At 63.2% G+C, this 16,156-nt stretch carries 16 protein-coding genes and 1 riboswitch; of the genes, 7 read left to right on the top strand and 9 right to left on the bottom strand.

The features are described from left to right. Position 1 precedes the first annotated feature (1 nt). The 5 genes from AC1D1N_RS24580 (at position 2) to AC1D1N_RS24560 (ending at position 4,855) form a co-directional block, all read left to right on the top strand. Positions 2 to 967, top strand: a complete 966-nt coding sequence (locus tag AC1D1N_RS24580; protein WP_477351592.1) for a type II secretion system F family protein — start codon at positions 2 to 4, stop codon at positions 965 to 967. A 1-nt stretch (position 968) separates the two neighbouring features. Beyond that, on the top strand, positions 969 to 1,934 hold the full coding sequence (locus AC1D1N_RS24575; RefSeq protein ID WP_112564628.1) for a type II secretion system F family protein: 966 nt from the start codon (positions 969 to 971) through the stop codon (positions 1,932 to 1,934). 132 nt (positions 1,935 to 2,066) lie between these two features. Further along, positions 2,067 to 2,888 (top strand): PA3715 family protein, encoded by an 822-nt coding sequence (locus AC1D1N_RS24570; RefSeq protein WP_477351589.1) that lies wholly within the window; start codon positions 2,067 to 2,069, stop codon positions 2,886 to 2,888. A 162-nt stretch (positions 2,889 to 3,050) separates the two neighbouring features. Further along, entirely contained in the window at positions 3,051 to 3,521 is a 471-nt protein-coding gene (locus AC1D1N_RS24565) for a hypothetical protein (protein ID WP_112564626.1), read from the top strand. 161 nt (positions 3,522 to 3,682) lie between these two features. Further along, positions 3,683 to 4,855: a GGDEF domain-containing protein gene (locus tag AC1D1N_RS24560; protein WP_477351587.1), complete on the top strand. Its 1,173-nt coding sequence runs from the start codon at positions 3,683 to 3,685 to the stop codon at positions 4,853 to 4,855. A gap of 92 nt (positions 4,856 to 4,947) precedes the next feature. Here AC1D1N_RS24560 and gcvP read toward each other — a convergent pair whose 3' ends face one another. From gcvP to gcvT, 3 genes are read right to left on the bottom strand one after another with little or no spacing between them, the layout of a single operon-like run. Next, a complete protein-coding gene (gene gcvP / locus AC1D1N_RS24555) occupies positions 4,948 to 7,758 on the bottom strand; it encodes an aminomethyl-transferring glycine dehydrogenase (protein WP_477351585.1) in 2,811 nt (936 codons plus the stop codon). Between the two features lie 18 nt (positions 7,759 to 7,776). Then, positions 7,777 to 8,145: a glycine cleavage system protein GcvH gene (gene gcvH, locus AC1D1N_RS24550; protein WP_112564620.1), complete on the bottom strand. Its 369-nt coding sequence runs from the start codon at positions 8,143 to 8,145 to the stop codon at positions 7,777 to 7,779. Positions 8,146 to 8,151: 6 nt separating this feature from the next. Next, entirely contained in the window at positions 8,152 to 9,252 is a 1,101-nt protein-coding gene (gene gcvT, locus AC1D1N_RS24545) for a glycine cleavage system aminomethyltransferase GcvT (protein WP_436260184.1), read from the bottom strand. A 149-nt stretch (positions 9,253 to 9,401) separates the two neighbouring features. Then, a riboswitch (glycine riboswitch) is annotated at positions 9,402 to 9,488 on the bottom strand. Positions 9,489 to 9,662: 174 nt separating this feature from the next. Here gcvT and AC1D1N_RS24540 point away from each other — a divergent pair. Further along, the gene (locus tag AC1D1N_RS24540) at positions 9,663 to 10,664 is read left to right on the top strand and encodes a hypothetical protein (protein WP_477351583.1); all 1,002 of its coding nucleotides are present in this window, start codon (positions 9,663 to 9,665) and stop codon (positions 10,662 to 10,664) included. Between the two features lie 19 nt (positions 10,665 to 10,683). On the opposite strand, the gene AC1D1N_RS24535 is transcribed toward AC1D1N_RS24540, so the two are convergent. The 6 genes from AC1D1N_RS24535 to AC1D1N_RS24510 all read right to left on the bottom strand — a co-directional run bounded on the left by AC1D1N_RS24535 (position 10,684) and on the right by AC1D1N_RS24510 (position 15,484). Then, the gene (locus tag AC1D1N_RS24535; protein ID WP_436260182.1) at positions 10,684 to 11,475 is read right to left on the bottom strand and encodes a molybdopterin-binding protein; all 792 of its coding nucleotides are present in this window, start codon (positions 11,473 to 11,475) and stop codon (positions 10,684 to 10,686) included. Position 11,476: 1 nt separating this feature from the next. After that, the gene (locus tag AC1D1N_RS24530) at positions 11,477 to 12,343 is read right to left on the bottom strand and encodes a cytochrome b/b6 domain-containing protein (RefSeq protein WP_477351683.1); all 867 of its coding nucleotides are present in this window, start codon (positions 12,341 to 12,343) and stop codon (positions 11,477 to 11,479) included. Between the two features lie 136 nt (positions 12,344 to 12,479). Further along, positions 12,480 to 13,166: a DUF1345 domain-containing protein gene (locus AC1D1N_RS24525; protein ID WP_352588862.1), complete on the bottom strand. Its 687-nt coding sequence runs from the start codon at positions 13,164 to 13,166 to the stop codon at positions 12,480 to 12,482. Between the two features lie 22 nt (positions 13,167 to 13,188). Continuing rightward, positions 13,189 to 13,656, bottom strand: a complete 468-nt coding sequence (locus tag AC1D1N_RS24520; RefSeq protein ID WP_112564610.1) for a YaiI/YqxD family protein — start codon at positions 13,654 to 13,656, stop codon at positions 13,189 to 13,191. A gap of 64 nt (positions 13,657 to 13,720) precedes the next feature. Then, entirely contained in the window at positions 13,721 to 14,290 is a 570-nt protein-coding gene (gfa, locus tag AC1D1N_RS24515; protein ID WP_112564608.1) for an S-(hydroxymethyl)glutathione synthase, read from the bottom strand. 66 nt (positions 14,291 to 14,356) lie between these two features. Continuing rightward, the gene (locus tag AC1D1N_RS24510) at positions 14,357 to 15,484 is read right to left on the bottom strand and encodes an S-(hydroxymethyl)glutathione dehydrogenase/class III alcohol dehydrogenase (protein WP_477351580.1); all 1,128 of its coding nucleotides are present in this window, start codon (positions 15,482 to 15,484) and stop codon (positions 14,357 to 14,359) included. 147 nt (positions 15,485 to 15,631) lie between these two features. Between AC1D1N_RS24510 and AC1D1N_RS24505 the strand changes: the two genes are divergently transcribed. Continuing rightward, complete coding sequence (locus AC1D1N_RS24505) at positions 15,632 to 16,066, top strand: ion channel (protein ID WP_477351578.1); 435 nt, start codon at positions 15,632 to 15,634, stop codon at positions 16,064 to 16,066. The last annotated feature ends 90 nt before the right edge of the window (positions 16,067 to 16,156 follow it).

Here is a 16,156-nt window from a genome sequence, read left to right as displayed (position 1 = left end):
GGTGTTCGAGAGTTTCAGCCCGATCTATGTCGTCTATGCCGCGGCAGCGCTGACCGGCATCATGATCGCCGAAGGCTGTTATCTGCTTTATGCCGGCCGTAGCGACAAGCGCCTGGCCATCAACCGGCGCATGAAGCTGCAGGAAAACAAGATCAGCCAGGAACAGGTGCTGATCCAGCTGCGCAAGGAGCGCGGCCTGGACGCCGGCACCTCACTGTTCTCGCCCGATCGTTTTCGCGCCTTGCGTACGCAGTCGGGCATGGTGATGCCGTTGTCGAAATTCCTGATGATCACGACGGGCGTGGCGCTGGCGATGATGCTCGCCGCGCTCTGGTACGGTCTGCCGCTGCTGCTCGCCATCTTGCTGTTTGTGATGCTCGCGCCACTGCTGCCGGTGCTGGTGCTGCGTACCAAGCGCAGCCGCCGGGTCAAGCGGTTCGGCGTGCAACTGCCGGAAGCGCTGGAGTTGATCACGCGCGGCCTTAAGGCCGGGCATCCGGTCCCGGTGGCGATCTCCATGGTGTCGCGCGAGATGCCCGATCCGATCGGCACAGAGTTCGGCGTTATCTCCGACGAGGTGACCTATGGTTCCGACCTGGTCTCGGCGTTGAACTCACTGTTCGACCGGGTCGGCCAGGAGGATCTGCCGCTGTTCGTCACCGCGGTGTCGATCCAGACGAGTTCGGGCGGCAATCTGCGCGAGATCCTCGACGGGCTGTCGACGACGATCCGCGAACGCGGCAAGCTGCGCCGCAAGGTGCGCGCCATTTCGACGGAAGGCCGCATGTCGGCCTATATCCTGACTGCGGTGCCCGCGCTGCTGTTCGCCGCCATCATGGTGCTGATGCCGCAATTTTACAGCCAGGTCTGGGATGTGCCGAAGACCTGGTACCTGCTGGGCGGCTCGGTGACATGGCTGATGCTGGGCAACATCATCATGTTCAAGATGTCGAACTTCCGGTTCTGATATGGAACAGGTGATCCAGTTCCTCGCCTCGCTGGCGCCGACCTCGATGATGCCGGTGGCCGCGCTGCTCCTGGCATTGGGCGGCGGCGCGGTGGCATGGCCGCTGGTGTTGGCCAAAGGCGACCGCAACGATCTCAAGCGCCGGCTCAAGGTCGACGACAGGAAGGCTCCCGAACAGGTCGAGGCGGCGCCGAAGAAGAGCCAGAGCGTCGTGCGCGAGAAGGCGGTGAAGCGGGCGCAGGAATTCTACGCCAAGAGCGATCCGGAAAATGTCGCCCGGCTGCGCATGAAGCTGATCCAGGCGGGCTACATGGAGCCGCGCGCGGTCGGCACGTTCTTCCTGATCCGCTTCGCCTGCCTCGTGGGTGCCGCGATCGGCGCGTTCCTGGTCAACCATTGGATGGCGAGCGCCGATTCCACCGCGACCAGTCGCTGGACCTTCATCATCCTGTCGGGAGCCGCCGGCTATTTCGTGCCCGGCCTGGTGCTCAGCCAGAAGGTGCGGGAAAAAATGCGCGAATACCGCAACGGCTTTCCCGACTTCATGGATTTGATGATCGTCTGCTCCGATGCCGGCATGAGCATGGAAGCCGGCATCGAGCGCGTCTCGAAGGAACTGGCCAAGACCTATCCGTCGCTCAGCCAGAACCTGCAGTTGGTGTCGCTGGAACTGAGGGCTGGCCGCAGCCTGGACGATGCCCTGAAGGCGCTCGCCGACCGCCTCAGCCTTGACGAGGTGCGCTCCTTTGCCACGCTCCTGCAGCAGTCCAAGGAACTCGGCACCAGCCTCGCCGGGGCGCTGCGTGTGTTCTCCGACGAAATGCGCCACAAGCGCATGTCGCTGGCCGAGGAAAAGGCACATGCCTTGCCGGCCAAGATGTCGGTGCCGGTGGTGGTGTGCATCCTGCCGGTGGTGCTGATGATCGCCGTCATTCCGATCATCGTCAAAATGACTGCCGCGCAGTAGATACGTCGGAGCCGCCCGGCGACTTCCTGCGGTTACTCACTTCAATTAGCCCTGCCTGGATTTCGCGAGACCCGGCCAGTGCGGCTGCTTCGGCAAAACCGGCAGATGAGTGATCAGCCAATGCGAATAATCTTGTGCACCGTCTTCCTCTGCCTTGCCACGGCCGGCTTGTCGCCTGCACAGGCTGCGGCCGGCGACTGCGGCGACGCTGCCGCTCTCGTGCAACAGTCCTATCCCAAGGCTCGCAAGAGTGCTGACGGCACCTCGTTCACACTCGAGCCCCATACCAGCATCGCTCAAACCCTCCGGGACGGCGATACGCCGTTCGGTTTGGTCTGCAAGGTCTGGCCCGCCCATGACGAATTGTTGCTGGTCGCGGTGCCGCTGATTGACAGCTCCCAATCCAGCGACGACCGACACGTCGGCGATATCGAGTTGCTGGTGGTCGACCGGAACAGCCTGCAGGTGCGCCAGCGGCTGCTCCAGCCTGATCTGATGACGGATGACGCCATCGCAATCCGCGAGATCGAGTTCGACACCGGCCGCTATGGGCTGGCCCCTGATATCACCGCCTTCGGCCTGCGCATCGAGATGGCAAACCATTCGCAGCCGAATCCCTTTAGCGAGACCGATCTGCGGCTCTATGCGGTTGACGGCAACGGCCTGCGGGTGGTGCTCGCTGGCATGATCGTGGCAGGCAGTGGCGGCGAGGGCGATACCAACTGCGCAGGATCGTTTCACTCCACTCAGGTGACGCTGACCATGGGCCGGGCGATACATCACGGCTATCACGACATTACCGTGGTCGAGCGATCGGATACCGATAATCCATTTCCTGATGCGAACGGGGAGTGCCAGTCCCATCCCGGCAAGTCCACAGGCCATACCTATCGGCTGCGTTATGACGGCGGCCGCTATCCGGTTCCGGCGGCGCTCAACGCCTTGGAACCTTGAGGCCGCTCGCGTCGGTGCCGATCGAGGGTTGCGCCTGGTGGTTAATGGACGGTGTGCCGGAAACCAAATTTTCAGCGCATTTCAGCACCGAAGCTTAATCGCTCTCCTGTACACATGATCCCCAGAGAATGACCCGGTAAATCGGGCGACTGGGGCAGGGGCATGCGTCACAGAACTTTCACGGCAATGGCCGCGCTAGCGGCCGTCTTGGCGGTCAGCGGTTGTACGACTGAGAACGTCGACAAGACCAAGACCACATCTATCCAACCGGCGGCAAAGGACGTCAGCACTTCCGACCTGGCGCAGGGCAAGGCGCAGTTCCGCGACGCCAATTACGGTCTTGCCGAACAGCATTTCCGCAAGGCCGTGGAGCTGAAGGCCGACAGTGCCGAGGGATGGATGGGGCTGGCTGCGTCCTACGACGAGCTCGGCCGCTTCGACTTCGCCGACCGCGCCTACGACCAGTTGTTGAAGGTTGCTGGGCGCAAGCCGCAGATCGTCAACAATATGGGCTATTCGCAGCTGCTGCGCGGCAACAAGCAGAAGGCAAGAGCCCTGCTGATGGAAGCAAGGGCGGGCATGGCCGACCCGACCGTGGTCAACGCCAATCTGGCGCTGCTCAACAAGGGGTGAGGCTTCGCAACCGTCGTTTGTGGTATCTGCCGCGATCTATCGACGGTTTGTAAACCCTGTCGGAAATTTGCACTGCAAGCCCGGTCAAAAACGGTATCTCGAAGCGGCCGCTCGCCTATGATGCGGTGCAACCGACGATCCCTGAAGGCTGTCGTTCACCCATGCTGGATTTCAGTTCGCTCCTGCTGGCGGCTGCGCTGTCGGGCACATGCCTCAGCGTTACCATGTTTGCGATCTGGTTCACGGCGCCGCGTGCGCGCTTTGTGCTGACGGTGGCGTGCGGCATTCTGGTCCTTGTCGCCCATGTCATCGTGTTCTGGCGCTACACAAGGGAGCCCAACCCTTGGCTTTGCCAGACGGCATTAGCACTTCTCAGCCTCGGGTTCCTGGCCCTCTCGCTCTCGGCCATGCAGTATCTCGGTGTGCGCAACCACAATCGCGCCGTCCTGCCGACCCTGCTTGCGATGGCGATCTGCGCCGGCGTGACCTATCTCGGTTTCGACGGTGTCGGTTTCATCCTCACCTATACGACGGTAACGGTGCTGCTCGCCTCGATCGGAGTGATGTTCTGGATAAAGGGCGGCGGTCATGATCGCGGCATTCTTCTGGTCGTCTCGGCCTTGAGCGGCGTCTGTGGTCTGTCCTTCGGCCTCTGCGCCGCTGTACTTCTGGTCAAGGGCCAGTGGGTGCTTGGCGTCGCGCCCGACAATTGGGCCGAGCGGCTGAATTCGGTCGTGGCGGTCGCCTGCATGACGGCGCTCGGCGCGCTGACGCTGTCGCTGCACCATTTGCAGGCGCAGATCGAGTTGAAGGCCGAAACCTTGACCGACCCGCTGACCGGCCTGATGAACCGGCGGGCTTTGATTTCACTCTATGGCGAGCGCGTCTTCGGTCCGTTCATGTCGGTCGCCATGTTCGACCTCGATCATTTCAAGCGGACGAACGATGTCTATGGCCATCCGGTCGGCGACCGGGTGCTGTGCCGCTTCGCCGCAATCATCAAGAAGTATGACAGGGCCGGCGTCCACGCCTTCCGGCTGGGCGGCGAGGAGTTCGCGCTGGTCATGTCGCGGATGACCGAGGACAAGGCCTACGATCTCGCCAGCAAGATCGGCGTCGCCTTCGGTACGGAAGTGGTGCCGACGCCTCGCGGTCCGCTGCGCAGCAGCGTCAGCGGCGGCATCGGCTTCGGCGCGGAGGGCGGCAGCAGCCTCGACGAGGTGCTGGCCGAGGCCGACAAGGCGCTCTACGCGGCCAAGCACGCCGGGCGAAACCGCGTGCTGATCCTGGACAAGACGAGCAAGGCCGACGGGCCGGCCTTGCGTTCTGCTTGATCCATTTGCTTTTCCGCAATTCCCAAGGGAAAGCGCTGCGCGCTTTTCCCGGGAAAACCGCGTCGCATTTTCCCTGGAATTGCTTGTAGCCTCTACTCGGCGGCGCCGAGATATTCCGACAGCGGCGGGCAGGAACAGACGAGGTTGCGGTCGCCGGCGACATTGTCGATGCGCGACACCGGCGGCCAGTACTTGGCTGATGTATCGGCGTCGCCGGCAGGGTAGGCCGCTTCCAGCCGCGAATAAGGATGGGTCCACTGGCCGGCAAGCGTTTCGGCCGCCGTGTGCGGGGCGTTGACCAGCGGGTTGTCCTCAAGCGGCCATTCACCCTTCGCCACTTTGGCGGCCTCGCCGGCGATGGCGATCATCGCCTCGCAGAACCGGTCGAGCTCGCGCTTGGGCTCGGACTCGGTTGGCTCGACCATCAGCGTGCCGGCGACCGGGAACGACATGGTCGGCGCGTGAAAACCGTAGTCGATCAGGCGCTTGGCGATGTCGTCGACACTGATGCCGGCGCTTTCCTTGAGCACGCGGGTGTCGAGGATGCATTCATGCGCGATGCGATCGTGCCTGCCCTTGTAGAGAAGCGGGAAGTACGGCGCGAGCCGCGTCGCCACATAGTTGGCCGAGATGATCGCCGTCTCCGTCGCCTGCTTCAGCCCGCCGGCGCCCATCATGCGGATGTACATCCAGGTGATCGGCAGGATGGAAGCGCTGCCGAACGGGGCAGCCGACACGGCATGCGCCGAGCCTTCGGTGACATGACCCGGCAAATAGGGCTTGAGATGCGCCCTGACGCCGATCGGACCGACGCCCGGACCGCCGCCGCCATGCGGAATGCAGAAGGTCTTGTGCAGGTTCATATGGCAGACATCGGCGCCGATGTCGGCGGGGCGCGCCAGGGCGACCAGCGCGTTGAGGTTGGCACCGTCGAAATAGACCTGGCCGCCATGCTCATGGATCAGGGCGCAGAGGTGGCGCGCGCCTTCTTCGTAGACGCCGTGCGTCGAAGGATAGGTGAACATCAGCGCTGCGAGATTCTTCGAATGCTCGTTGGCCTTGGCCCGCATATCGTCCATGTCGATATTGCCGTCCTCAAGGCAACGCACGACGACGACGCTCATGCCGGCCATGGCCGCACTCGCCGGATTGGTGCCATGCGCGGAGGAGGGGATCAGGCAGATGGTGCGATGGCCCTCGCCGCGCGCGCGGTGATAGGCGCGGATGGCGAGCAAGCCGGCATATTCGCCCTGGCTGCCGGCATTGGGCTGCAGGCTGACGGCGTCGAAGCCGGTAATCTCCGACAGCCAGCCCTCCAGTTCGCCGACCATGGCGCGATACCCCTGCGAATGGCTGGCCGGTGCGAAGGGATGCAGATTGGCGACGCTCGGCCAGCTGACCGGCATCATTTCGGCCGCCGCGTTGAGCTTCATGGTGCAGGAGCCCAGCGGGATCATGGTGCGGTCGAGCGCCAGATCCTTGTCGGCCAGCCGGCGCAGCAAGCGCATCATGTCGGTCTCGGAGTGGTTCTCGCGGAAAACCGGCTGGGTCAAAAACTCCTTGCCGCGCGGCTTGCCGGGCATTGCGCCGGCTTCGGCGGTGCCTGGCTTGGCGCCGAACAGGGCGGCGATCGCCTCGAGATCGGCTTCGGTCGAGGTTTCGTCGAAGGCGATGCTGATACGGTCGGCATCGATGATGCGCAGCAGCCGGCCACCCTTTTCAGCGGCAGCCGCAATCGAAGCAGCCTTGCCTTTCACTTCGGCCGTCACTGTGTCGAAACGGCGTAAGCCGAGCACCGAAACGCCAGCGGCCTTCAGGCCTGCCGCGAGGCGATTGGCGAGCTCATGGATGCGCGCTGCAATCGCCTGCAAGCCGGCGGGGCCATGCCAGATCGCGTAGGCCGTCGCCATGTTGGCAAGCAGCGCCTGCGCGGTGCAGATGTTGGAGGTCGCCTTGTCGCGGCGGATATGCTGTTCGCGTGTCTGCAGGGCAAGGCGATAGCCCGGGCGGCCCTTGCTGTCAGTGGACTGGCCGACGAGGCGGCCAGGCATCAGCCGGGTCAGTTTGTCGGAGACGGCGCAATAGGCGGCGTGCGGGCCGCCAAAGCCCATCGGCACGCCAAAGCGCTGCATCGGGCCGACGGCGATGTCGGCGCCGAGCTTGGCCGGCGCATCGGTCAGGGTGAGCGCGAGCGGATCGGCGATGAAGACGACGACCGCACCGGTGGCGCGGGCCTTGTCGATCGCCGCCTTGTGGTCGCCATAAACACCAAATGTGTCCGGCCAGGAGACGAGCAGAGCGGCGGTGTTGTCGTCGATGGTCTCGCCGTCGATCTCGATGCCGAGCGGTTCGGCGCGGGTACGCACGACGTCCAGCGTCTGCGGGTGTGGCGTGCCGGCCAGCGCCACCTTGGTGCGCTTGTCGCGATGATGGCGCAAGGCGATGCCGACGGCTTCGGCCACCGCCGTCGCCTCATCGAGCAGCGAGGCCGAGGCCACGGGCAGCCCGGTCAGCTCGGTGACCAGGGTCTGGAAATTGAACAGCATTTCCAGGCGACCCTGGCTGATCTCGGCCTGGTAGGGCGTATAGGCGGTGTACCAGGCCGGGTTCTCGAACAGGTTGCGCTGGATGACCGGTGGCACATGCACGCCGTGATAGCCGGCGCCGATGAAGCTCTTCAGCACCGTGTTCTTCGCCATGGTCGCGGACAATTCGGCCAACGCTTCGGCTTCGCTCGCCGGTGCGGGCAGGGTCAGCGGCAGGTCGAGGCGGATCGACTGCGGCACGGCCTGGCTGATCAGCGTCTCGACGGAGGGAACGCCGATCACGGCAAGCATGGCTCTGACATCATTGACGCCCGGGCCGATATGGCGGGCCGAGAAGGGGGTAAGTGCTGCGCTCATCGTTTTTAAGTCCTGTTATCAGCCGATATGGGCTTTGTAGGCGGCGTCATCCATGAGGCCGGCGAGTTGGCCTTCGTCGGCAAGCTTCATCTTCCACAGCCAGCCGTCGCCGGTCGCCGCCGAGTTGACCAGCGACGGGTCCGAGGACAGTGCGCCATTGGCGTCGGTGATCTCGCCATCGACCGGCGCATAGACGTCGGAGGCCGCCTTGACGGATTCGACAACCACGGCCGTATCGCCCTTGCTCAGCTTCGTGCCGATTTGAGGCAGTTCGACAAAGACAAGATCGCCAAGCTGTTCCTGCGCATAGTCGGTGATCCCGACGGTGGCGATGCCGCCCTCGACGCTCAGCCATTCGTGATCTTGTGTGAAATAGGTTTTTGCCATCGGGATTTATCCTTTGCGGTAGCGATGAGGAATGAAGGGCAAGGAACTGATATCGATCGGGATTTTCGTCCCGCGAACGTCGGCGAAGAGTTTTGTCCCTGGCTTGGCCATGGGCGTGGACGCGTATCCCATGGCGACGGGGTGGCCGGCCGAAGGGCCGAAGCCGCCTGATGTGACATGGCCGGCCGCATTGCCGTCGGCGTCGAACAGGGCAGCACCGGCGCGCACCGGTTGGCGGCCGTCCGGCTTCAGGCCGACGCGCTTTTGTGCCGCGCCACGCTCCAGGATCGCCCGCAAGGCGTCGGCACCGATGAAGGATCCGCTGGCACGGAGATCCTTGGGGACCGCCCACATCAGGCCGGCACTGGCCGGATCGATTTCCGGCGTGATGTCCTGGCCATGCAGGCAGAGGCCGGCCTCCAGCCGCAGCGAGTCGCGTGCGGCAAGGCCGATCCACAACACGCGCTCGTCCTCAAGCAATTTCACAACCAAAGCCCGCGCATCCGCTTCCGGCAGGCCGATCTCGAATCCGTCTTCGCCGGTATAGCCGGAGCGGCTCATGAACCAGTTCTGCTTCGGCTCGATGCCGTGCATGAACAGCAGCGAGCCGGTCTCGATGCCGGCGCGGGACAAGGCAGCCCACGCTTCGGGTCCCTGGATGGCGAGAAAGACGCGGTCAAGCGCCTCGACCTTCACATCGAAATCCGCCGCCAGCGCGCGCAAATGCTTCTCGTCCTCGGCAGCATTGCCGGCATTGGCGACCACCATGAACCTGGTATCGCCGAGCCGGGTGACGATCAGGTCGTCGATGATCCCAGCGGCCTCATTGAGGAAAAAGCTGTATTTGGACTGCGAAATCCCGAGCGCGCCGGCATCGAGCGGGCAGGCGCGGTTCAAGAGCGCGACAACGCCCGGGCCGCTGACTTCGAACAGCTTCATATGCGAAATGTCGAACAGCCCTGCATGTTCACGGGTGTGAAGGTGCTCCTTCATCACGCCGGCCGGATAGGTCAGCGGCATCGACCAGCCGGCAAAGGCGCCAAAGCGCGCGCCGACGGCGGTGTGCAGGTCCTCGAGGGGAAGGTGTTTGGTGTCGTCGCCCGTCATGTCATCTCCAGAGTCGCACGCAATCGGCCGCTGCTGGCGACCAGTCCGTGCCCCTCTGTCTGAAGCCTGAGAGACTCGCGCAACCGGAACTCTGTCGGCGACGCTTACACCTTCGGCGCGGGGGCAAGCCCCGACTTTCCAGAGTGTCTTTCCCGTCTACGGTTCTTTTGCCTGAGAGATTTCGGGCGATTTCCCCTTCGGCGGCAGCTCGCGCTGCTCTCTCCCGCAAACAGGTAGGACTCAGACCTGAGCCCTCGACGCGCCATCCATAGCTTGTCGGCGACACGTTGTCACCTGCCAGCGACATCTTCCTGACAAGTCTTCGCTAACCACGCCGTTTGCCGGTTTTTCAAGACACTGCTGATAGTTTGGCCGGTAGTTGGGTTAGCACGACGGACGGGGACTGACAGATGGGCGAACGGATCGGGAGCGCACCGGTGGCGGGGCTGACTTCGAAAGATCGCATCACGGCGGAAGATGTCGTCATGTTGCGCCGCGAAGTATTCGCCGATGGCGTGGTGAGCCGTGGTGAGGCCGAGGCGCTGTTCGCGCTTGACGCCACGGCCAGGGACAAATCCCCGGAATGGCTTGGATTCTTCGTCGAGGCCGTCACGGATTATATCGTCCACCAGGAAAAGCCGGCGGGCTACATTTCCGAGGACAATGCCGACTGGCTCATCAGGACGATCTCGCGTGACGGCATGGTCGATAGTCGCATCGAGCTGGAGCTCCTAGTGCATGTGCTGGAGAGGGCGAAATCATCGCCCGGCCGGCTGTCCGCCTATGCGCTGGAGCAGGTCGCCCATGCGGTGGTCGACGGTAAGGGGCCGCTGATGCTTGGCGGCACGCTGGTTCCCGGGCTGGTCGCCAAGGCCGAAGTCGATCTGTTGCGCCGCATCCTCTATGCCTATGGCGGCGACGGTAACATCGCCATCACCCGCACCGAGGCCGAAGTCCTGTTCAGGATCAACGAGCAGACTTCCGCCGCCGGCAATGATCCGTCCTGGAACGAACTGTTCGTCAAGGCGCTCGCCAATTTCGTCATGTGTTCGGCCGGCTACGAAGCGCCGACGCGCGAGGCTGCCTTGCGCCGTGACAGCTTCTTCGAACAGGCCGAGCCAGAGATTGGCGGCTTTTTCAGCCGGATGGTGTCGGGCGGGCTCGCAGGCATCATGGAAGCCTATCGTTCGCCCGGCGATATCGAGGCCGAGTGGGAATCGAAGAACCGGGCTGCCGAAGCGCTCGCGCGCCGTGCCGAAACGATCGATGCCGGCGAGGCAAAATGGCTGGCCGAGCGCATCGGCACCCACCGCCCGCTGCACGGCAATGAACGCGCGCTGCTGACGCCGATCAAGCACGCCTCGCCGGAGATTCACCCGGCGCTCAAGCCACTGCTCGACAAGGTGGCGTGAACTCGATCGGCAGGCTCAATCAAATCCCGCCATACCAGTCGTAGCCATTGTCTTCCCAGTAGCCGCCGCGGCCACCTCCGACATTGGCAAAACTGTCGATCAATTCGATTTTGTAGAGGTATTTCGGCATCTTGTAGCCGAGCTGGCGCTCGACGCGCACGCGCAGCGGCGCGCCGTTTTCGACCGGCAGCGGCTTGCCGTTGAGGCCATAGGCGAGGATCGTCTGCGGGTGGCGGGCGTCGATCAGGTCGATGCTGCCGTAATATTTGATCTCGCCGGAGAGGCTGCGGTCGATCGTGTCGAGGCAGTGGAACATGACGTAGCGCGCCTCAGGCTTGACGACAGCCTGATCCAGCACCAGCGACAGCGGCGTTCCGGTCCATTTGGCGATGCAGCTCCAGCCTTCGACGCAGTCATGCCGGGTGATCTGGGTGCGGCTCGGCATGTTCTGCAGCTGCTCGCGGCTGAGCGACAGCGGCTTTTCGACCAGGCCCGTCACTTCCAGCCGCCAATCGGCGAAATTGTTGGCGAGCAGGCCTTTGTAGGTGTCGTCGTCGGGCGCTGTCACGCCGTTCGGCCGCTGCGGCTGGCGGATGTCGGCCTCGGAAAATTCCGGCGCCAGCGCGTCGCGACCGGCCAGCAGGCGCTGCGCCCGATAGGTCAGGCCGTTGGCGTTTTCGAGGAAGCTGCGCAGGCCGTCGCCCATACCGAGCTGGCTGTCGAAGGCATCGCAGCCCGACAGCATGATGCCGGAAACACCGAGGCTGGCACCGGTCAGGAATTTGCGGCGGCTGATCTGGAATTTGGCCATGTTAGACGCTCCTCTCGGCGGGTTTGTCGTCATGCGCGGGAGGATCGGTGCGGTACCAGCCGGTAATGATCGAGCGCAGTTCGTTGATCGGGCCGGCAGCAAGGATCATCAGCATATGGATGATGAAAAACCCGACCAGCAGCAGCATCACCGTGAAATGGATGGTGCGCGCCGTCTGCCGGCCGCCGAGCACCTCGTTGAGCCAGGGCAGCACCGAGTTCATGCTCGGCGACATGGCAAGACCGGTGATGATCATCAGCGGCAACAGCACGAACAGCACGCCGCCATAAGCCATTTTCTGCAGCGTGTTGTATTCACGGGTGTGGTGAAACCTGAGCTTGGCGTGGTCGATAATGTCGCGCGGCAAGCGCTTAAGGTCGTCCAGGCGCGGAGCCAGATCACGGCGCAGGTGGCCGTTGACCAAGCTGGCGACCAGCCAGACGACCAGGGTGGTAGTCAGTATCCAGGCAAAGAAGAAATGCACGACGCGGGCGGTGCCGAGGTCGTAGTAGGACGGGATCGTCGCCCAGGACGGGAAGGCGCGCGAGGTCTGCTGCCCGGCCGGGCCCGACCAGCCGAGCACGCCGGTGGTGTCGAAGCGATGGCCGAAGATCTCGGTATAGCCGCGCGGACCGGTCGTGGTGTTTTCGGCGCCGATGGCAAAGACAGTGTTGTTGTACTCGAAGCCGGATTGCTTGCCGATATAGAGCTGCGGGCGGGCGTTGAAGATCTGCAGACCGGACAACAGCATGAAGAATAGCGAAATCGCCCACAGCCCGTGCGTCAGACGCGTCCAGCGCGATTGCCGGTAGATTAGCGTCTTATCCTTCGTCGCGGCGGCATCGGCCCCGGCGTCAGGCTGGCTCATGGCAACGGTATTCATCTTTTTCCTGCCTTCTGGCTGCGCGATCCTGGCATGGCCGCGCAAGTCGTTCTCCTCCCAATACGTCGCTATCGAAAGCGATGTTTCATGCGATCACGTTTTTATTACGGGCAGATTCTCATTACGGGCCCGAATTGCCAAGGCTGACCGCGAGATTGACGACGGCAGCTACGATGACCGTGTTGAAGAAGAACGACAGGATCGAATGGACAAGCACGACGCGGCGCATATGCGAGGTGGTTATCGCCGTGTCGGCAGTCTGCGCGGTCATGCCGATCACCGTCGCGAAATAGAGGAAGTCCCAGCCATCCGGCCGTTTGCTGCCGGGAAAATCGAGGCCGCCGACCGGCATCTTCTTCTTTGTTTCGGCATCGATTGCGTCGCCGTCCATCCAGTAGACATGAGCATAGTGAAGCGCCGCCAGGGAGTGGATGGTGAACCAGCCAAGCGGGATCGACAACATAGCAATACCGAGTTCGGTCGGGTCGCGGTCCTTGTGGTTGATCAGCAGGAACAAAAGGACGATGGCGATGCTGACGACGCCCAGCGTAATGGCAAAGATGCCCAGCACCGGCAGGTCGACCTCGCGCGCATTCTTGCTGAGATAGCGACCGGACAGCAGCGGCATCTTGGCGAGGACGAGTGCGATGAAGACGACGAAGAAGGCGTCGGCGGCGATCGAGACGGAATAGGCAAGCGGCAAGCCCGCGATCAGCGCGATAACCAATGCCGGCAGACCGACGCATGCCGACACCAGGAATTGCTTGTGCCGGTGCAGCGGGTTCGTGATCGGGATGTCTGTTGCCACGGGCCGGCCTCGGGTGCCGTTTCTATTCCGGTGTGACGGATTTCAGCGCGCGCCGCAAGATACGGTCGAGTTCGCCCAGGAAGCGCGAGCGGTCCTGCGGCGCAAAGCTGGCATTGTAGCCCTTGCTCTCGCCGGTCTCGCGCAAATGCTGCTTCAGATCGCGCATCGCCACCGCCATGCCGATGGTTTCGGGCGTGAAAGGGCGACCGGTTGGCCCAAGCACATGGGCGCCCAGCGCCACGGCGCGGGCGGCAAGCGGAATGTCGGCGGTGATCACGATGTCGTTGGATTTCGCGTTGTCGACGATCCAGTCGTCGGCGGCGTCAGCACCCTTGGAAACGACGACGTTGCGGATCATCGGATCGCGCGAGGGACGAAGCCCGCCATTGGAGACGTAAGTGACGACGACGCCATGGCGCTCGGCGACCTTTTCGACCTCGGCTTTCACCGGGCAGGCGTCGGCGTCGACGTAGATGGCGGGTGCGGGCATTGTCTCTCCAAAACGAACATGGGGCCGGCATATTACCCGGCCCCATGCCAGAAATCTCGTATTGTCAGGCCGGAAGCGCGCCTGACTTCTTCGCCGTCCAGGTGGCGATATAGTCCATCAGACCGGGGTTGAGGCAGTCATAAGGCTCGAGCCCGATCGACTTCAGCTGGCCGCGGATGCCGTCCATCCGCTTGGGGTCGACACCGGATTCGATGATCGACGACACGAAAGCGGTGAAGCCGGGCGGGGACCAGCCGTCCTCCTCGAAACGCTCCGGATGGATGAAGGTCAGGCCCTTGAACGGATGATCGCGCTCGACCGGGCCATGCATGTGGACGCCACAGCCGGTGCAGGCATGGCGCTGGATGAGCGCTGAGGGATCAACCACCTTCAGCTTGTCGCCGTTCTCGGTGACGGTGACGTCGCCGGTGCCGGCGACCGCCACGACCGAGAACACCGCGCCTTCTGGTTTCCAGCACTTCGTGCAGCCGCAGGCATGGTTATGGGCGATCTGGCCCTTGACCTTTACCTTCACCGGCTTGCTGGTGCAGGCGCAGACCAGCGTGCCGCCGGCAAAGCTCGCGCTTTCCTTGGGCAAGCCATTGTCGATTTTCGGATGCAGTTTTTCAGGCATTTTCTTCCTCCCTTGTTGAACCCGTGCAACTTCAGTCGCTGGCCCTTCGGTCGGCGGCTCTTCTCCTCAGTAAACCACTACGCTCCGGATCGACTTGCCCTCGTGCATGAGGTCGAAGCCCTTGTTGATGTCTTCCAGCTTCAGCAAATGGGTGATCATCGGGTCGATCTGGATCTTGCCGTCCATGTACCAGTCGACGATCTTCGGCACGTCGGTGCGGCCGCGCGCGCCGCCGAAGGCGGTGCCCATCCAGGTGCGGCCGGTGACCAATTGGAAGGGTCTGGTCGAAATCTCCTGGCCGGCGCCGGCGACGCCGATGATGACCGACTTGCCCCAGCCGCGATGCGAGGCTTCCAGCGCCTGGCGCATCACCTTGGTGTTGCCGGTGCAGTCGAATGTGTAGTCGGCGCCGCCGATCTGGTCGGCGCCGCGCTTGGTCATGTTGACGAGGTGAGGGACGATGTCGCCATCGATCTCCTTCGGATTGACGAAATGCGTCATGCCGAAGCGCTCGCCCCAGGCTTTCTTGTCGTTGTTGAGATCGACACCGATGATCATGTCGGCGCCGGCCAGCTTCAGACCCTGGATGACGTTCAAGCCGATGCCGCCGAGGCCGAAGACGACGGCGGTTGCGCCTTGCTCGACCTTGGCCGTGTTGATGACGGCGCCGATGCCGGTGGTGACGCCGCAGCCGATGTAGCAGATCTTGTCGAAGGCAGCGTCCGGATTGACCTTGGCGACCGCGATCTCGGGCAGCACGGTGAAGTTCGAGAAGGTCGAGCAGCCCATATAGTGGAAGATCTTGTCCTTGCCGACCGAGAAGCGCGACGAGCCGTCCGGCATCAGGCCCTGGCCCTGGGTGGCGCGGATCGCGGTGCAGAGGTTGGTCTTGCGCGACAGGCAGGACGGGCACTGGCGGCATTCCGGCGTATAGAGCGGGATGACATGGTCGCCCTTCTTGACCGAGGTGACGCCCTTGCCAACATCGACAACGACGCCGGCGCCCTCATGGCCGAGAATGGCCGGAAAGAGACCCTCGGGATCAGCCCCTGACAGCGTGAACTCGTCGGTATGGCAGATACCGGTCGCCTTGATCTCGACCAGCACCTCGCCCTCGCGCGGACCGTCGAGGTCGACCTCCATGATCTCCAGCGGCTTTCCGGCGGCGACAGCGACTGCGGCGCGGGTTTTCATCAGACAATTCCTCCCATGCGATTTTGGCTCCAAGGTTTCAGGTTTTGGCCGCTCCAGCAACTGCCAGATGAGGCAAAATGCCCGCTTTCTTGACGCAGATAGCACACCATCGGCCAATAGGCTGACCGGGTCGGGAAAGGGTCGGTTATGCTTGCCAATCTGCTGCTTGCGGCACTCTTCGATGTGCTGACATTTCTGGTCCATGCTGCCGGGCTGATCATGCTCACGCAGCTCATTGCCTATCTGCTGGCCCATCCCATGCTGGACGGCAGCCACGCGGAAAAGGTGGTTGCGCTGGTGGTGCTGGCGCTCGGCATGTTCGCGCTTGTCTGCGTTGAGCTGGCGCTTTGGGCCACCGGAATGGTGGCCGTCGGCGCGTTCGCAGAGTTCGACACTGCCTTCTATTTCTCTGCATCGGCCTTCGCCACGATCGGCTTCACCGACGTGGCGCCGCTGGCCGAGTGGCGGCTGCTGGCGGCGATGGAAGGCATCACCGGCTTCCTGATCATGGGCTGGTCGGCCGCCTATCTCGTCACATCAGGCATTCGCTTCGGTCCGTTCGAGCGCGACAAGCATTTTTGAAACAGGCGCCTTGGAGCATGCTTTTGCCATGCGTATGCCGCCACTTGAGCCACAACCGGATAGTCCATAGAACAGGACGGCTTCGCCGGA

The sequence above is a fragment of the Mesorhizobium sp. P2_B5 genome, from assembly GCF_056404775.1.
The sequence above is the reverse complement of the archived record's forward strand: the minus strand, read 5'-3'. Positions and strand labels throughout refer to the sequence as shown.

Bases quoted from the DNA above. Each gene is read 5' to 3' on its own strand.
- AC1D1N_RS24565 (WP_112564626.1), top strand. From the start codon at position 3,051: ATGCGTCACAGAACTTTCACGGCAATGGCCGCGCTAGCGGCCGTCTTG.
- gcvT (WP_436260184.1), bottom strand. From the start codon at position 9,252: ATGACGGGCGACGACACCAAACACCTTCCCCTCGAGGACCTGCACACC.
- AC1D1N_RS24530 (WP_477351683.1), bottom strand. From the start codon at position 12,343: ATGAGCCAGCCTGACGCCGGGGCCGATGCCGCCGCGACGAAGGATAAG.
- AC1D1N_RS24520 (WP_112564610.1), bottom strand. From the start codon at position 13,656: ATGCCCGCACCCGCCATCTACGTCGACGCCGACGCCTGCCCGGTGAAA.
- AC1D1N_RS24535 (WP_436260182.1), bottom strand. From the start codon at position 11,475: ATGGCCAAATTCCAGATCAGCCGCCGCAAATTCCTGACCGGTGCCAGC.
- AC1D1N_RS24505 (WP_477351578.1), top strand. From the start codon at position 15,632: ATGCTTGCCAATCTGCTGCTTGCGGCACTCTTCGATGTGCTGACATTT.
- gcvP (WP_477351585.1), bottom strand. From the start codon at position 7,758: ATGAGCGCAGCACTTACCCCCTTCTCGGCCCGCCATATCGGCCCGGGC.
- AC1D1N_RS24540 (WP_477351583.1), top strand. From the start codon at position 9,663: ATGGGCGAACGGATCGGGAGCGCACCGGTGGCGGGGCTGACTTCGAAA.
- gfa (WP_112564608.1), bottom strand. From the start codon at position 14,290: ATGCCTGAAAAACTGCATCCGAAAATCGACAATGGCTTGCCCAAGGAA.
- gcvH (WP_112564620.1), bottom strand. From the start codon at position 8,145: ATGGCAAAAACCTATTTCACACAAGATCACGAATGGCTGAGCGTCGAG.
- AC1D1N_RS24575 (WP_112564628.1), top strand. From the start codon at position 969: ATGGAACAGGTGATCCAGTTCCTCGCCTCGCTGGCGCCGACCTCGATG.
- AC1D1N_RS24510 (WP_477351580.1), bottom strand. From the start codon at position 15,484: ATGAAAACCCGCGCCGCAGTCGCTGTCGCCGCCGGAAAGCCGCTGGAG.
- AC1D1N_RS24560 (WP_477351587.1), top strand. From the start codon at position 3,683: ATGCTGGATTTCAGTTCGCTCCTGCTGGCGGCTGCGCTGTCGGGCACA.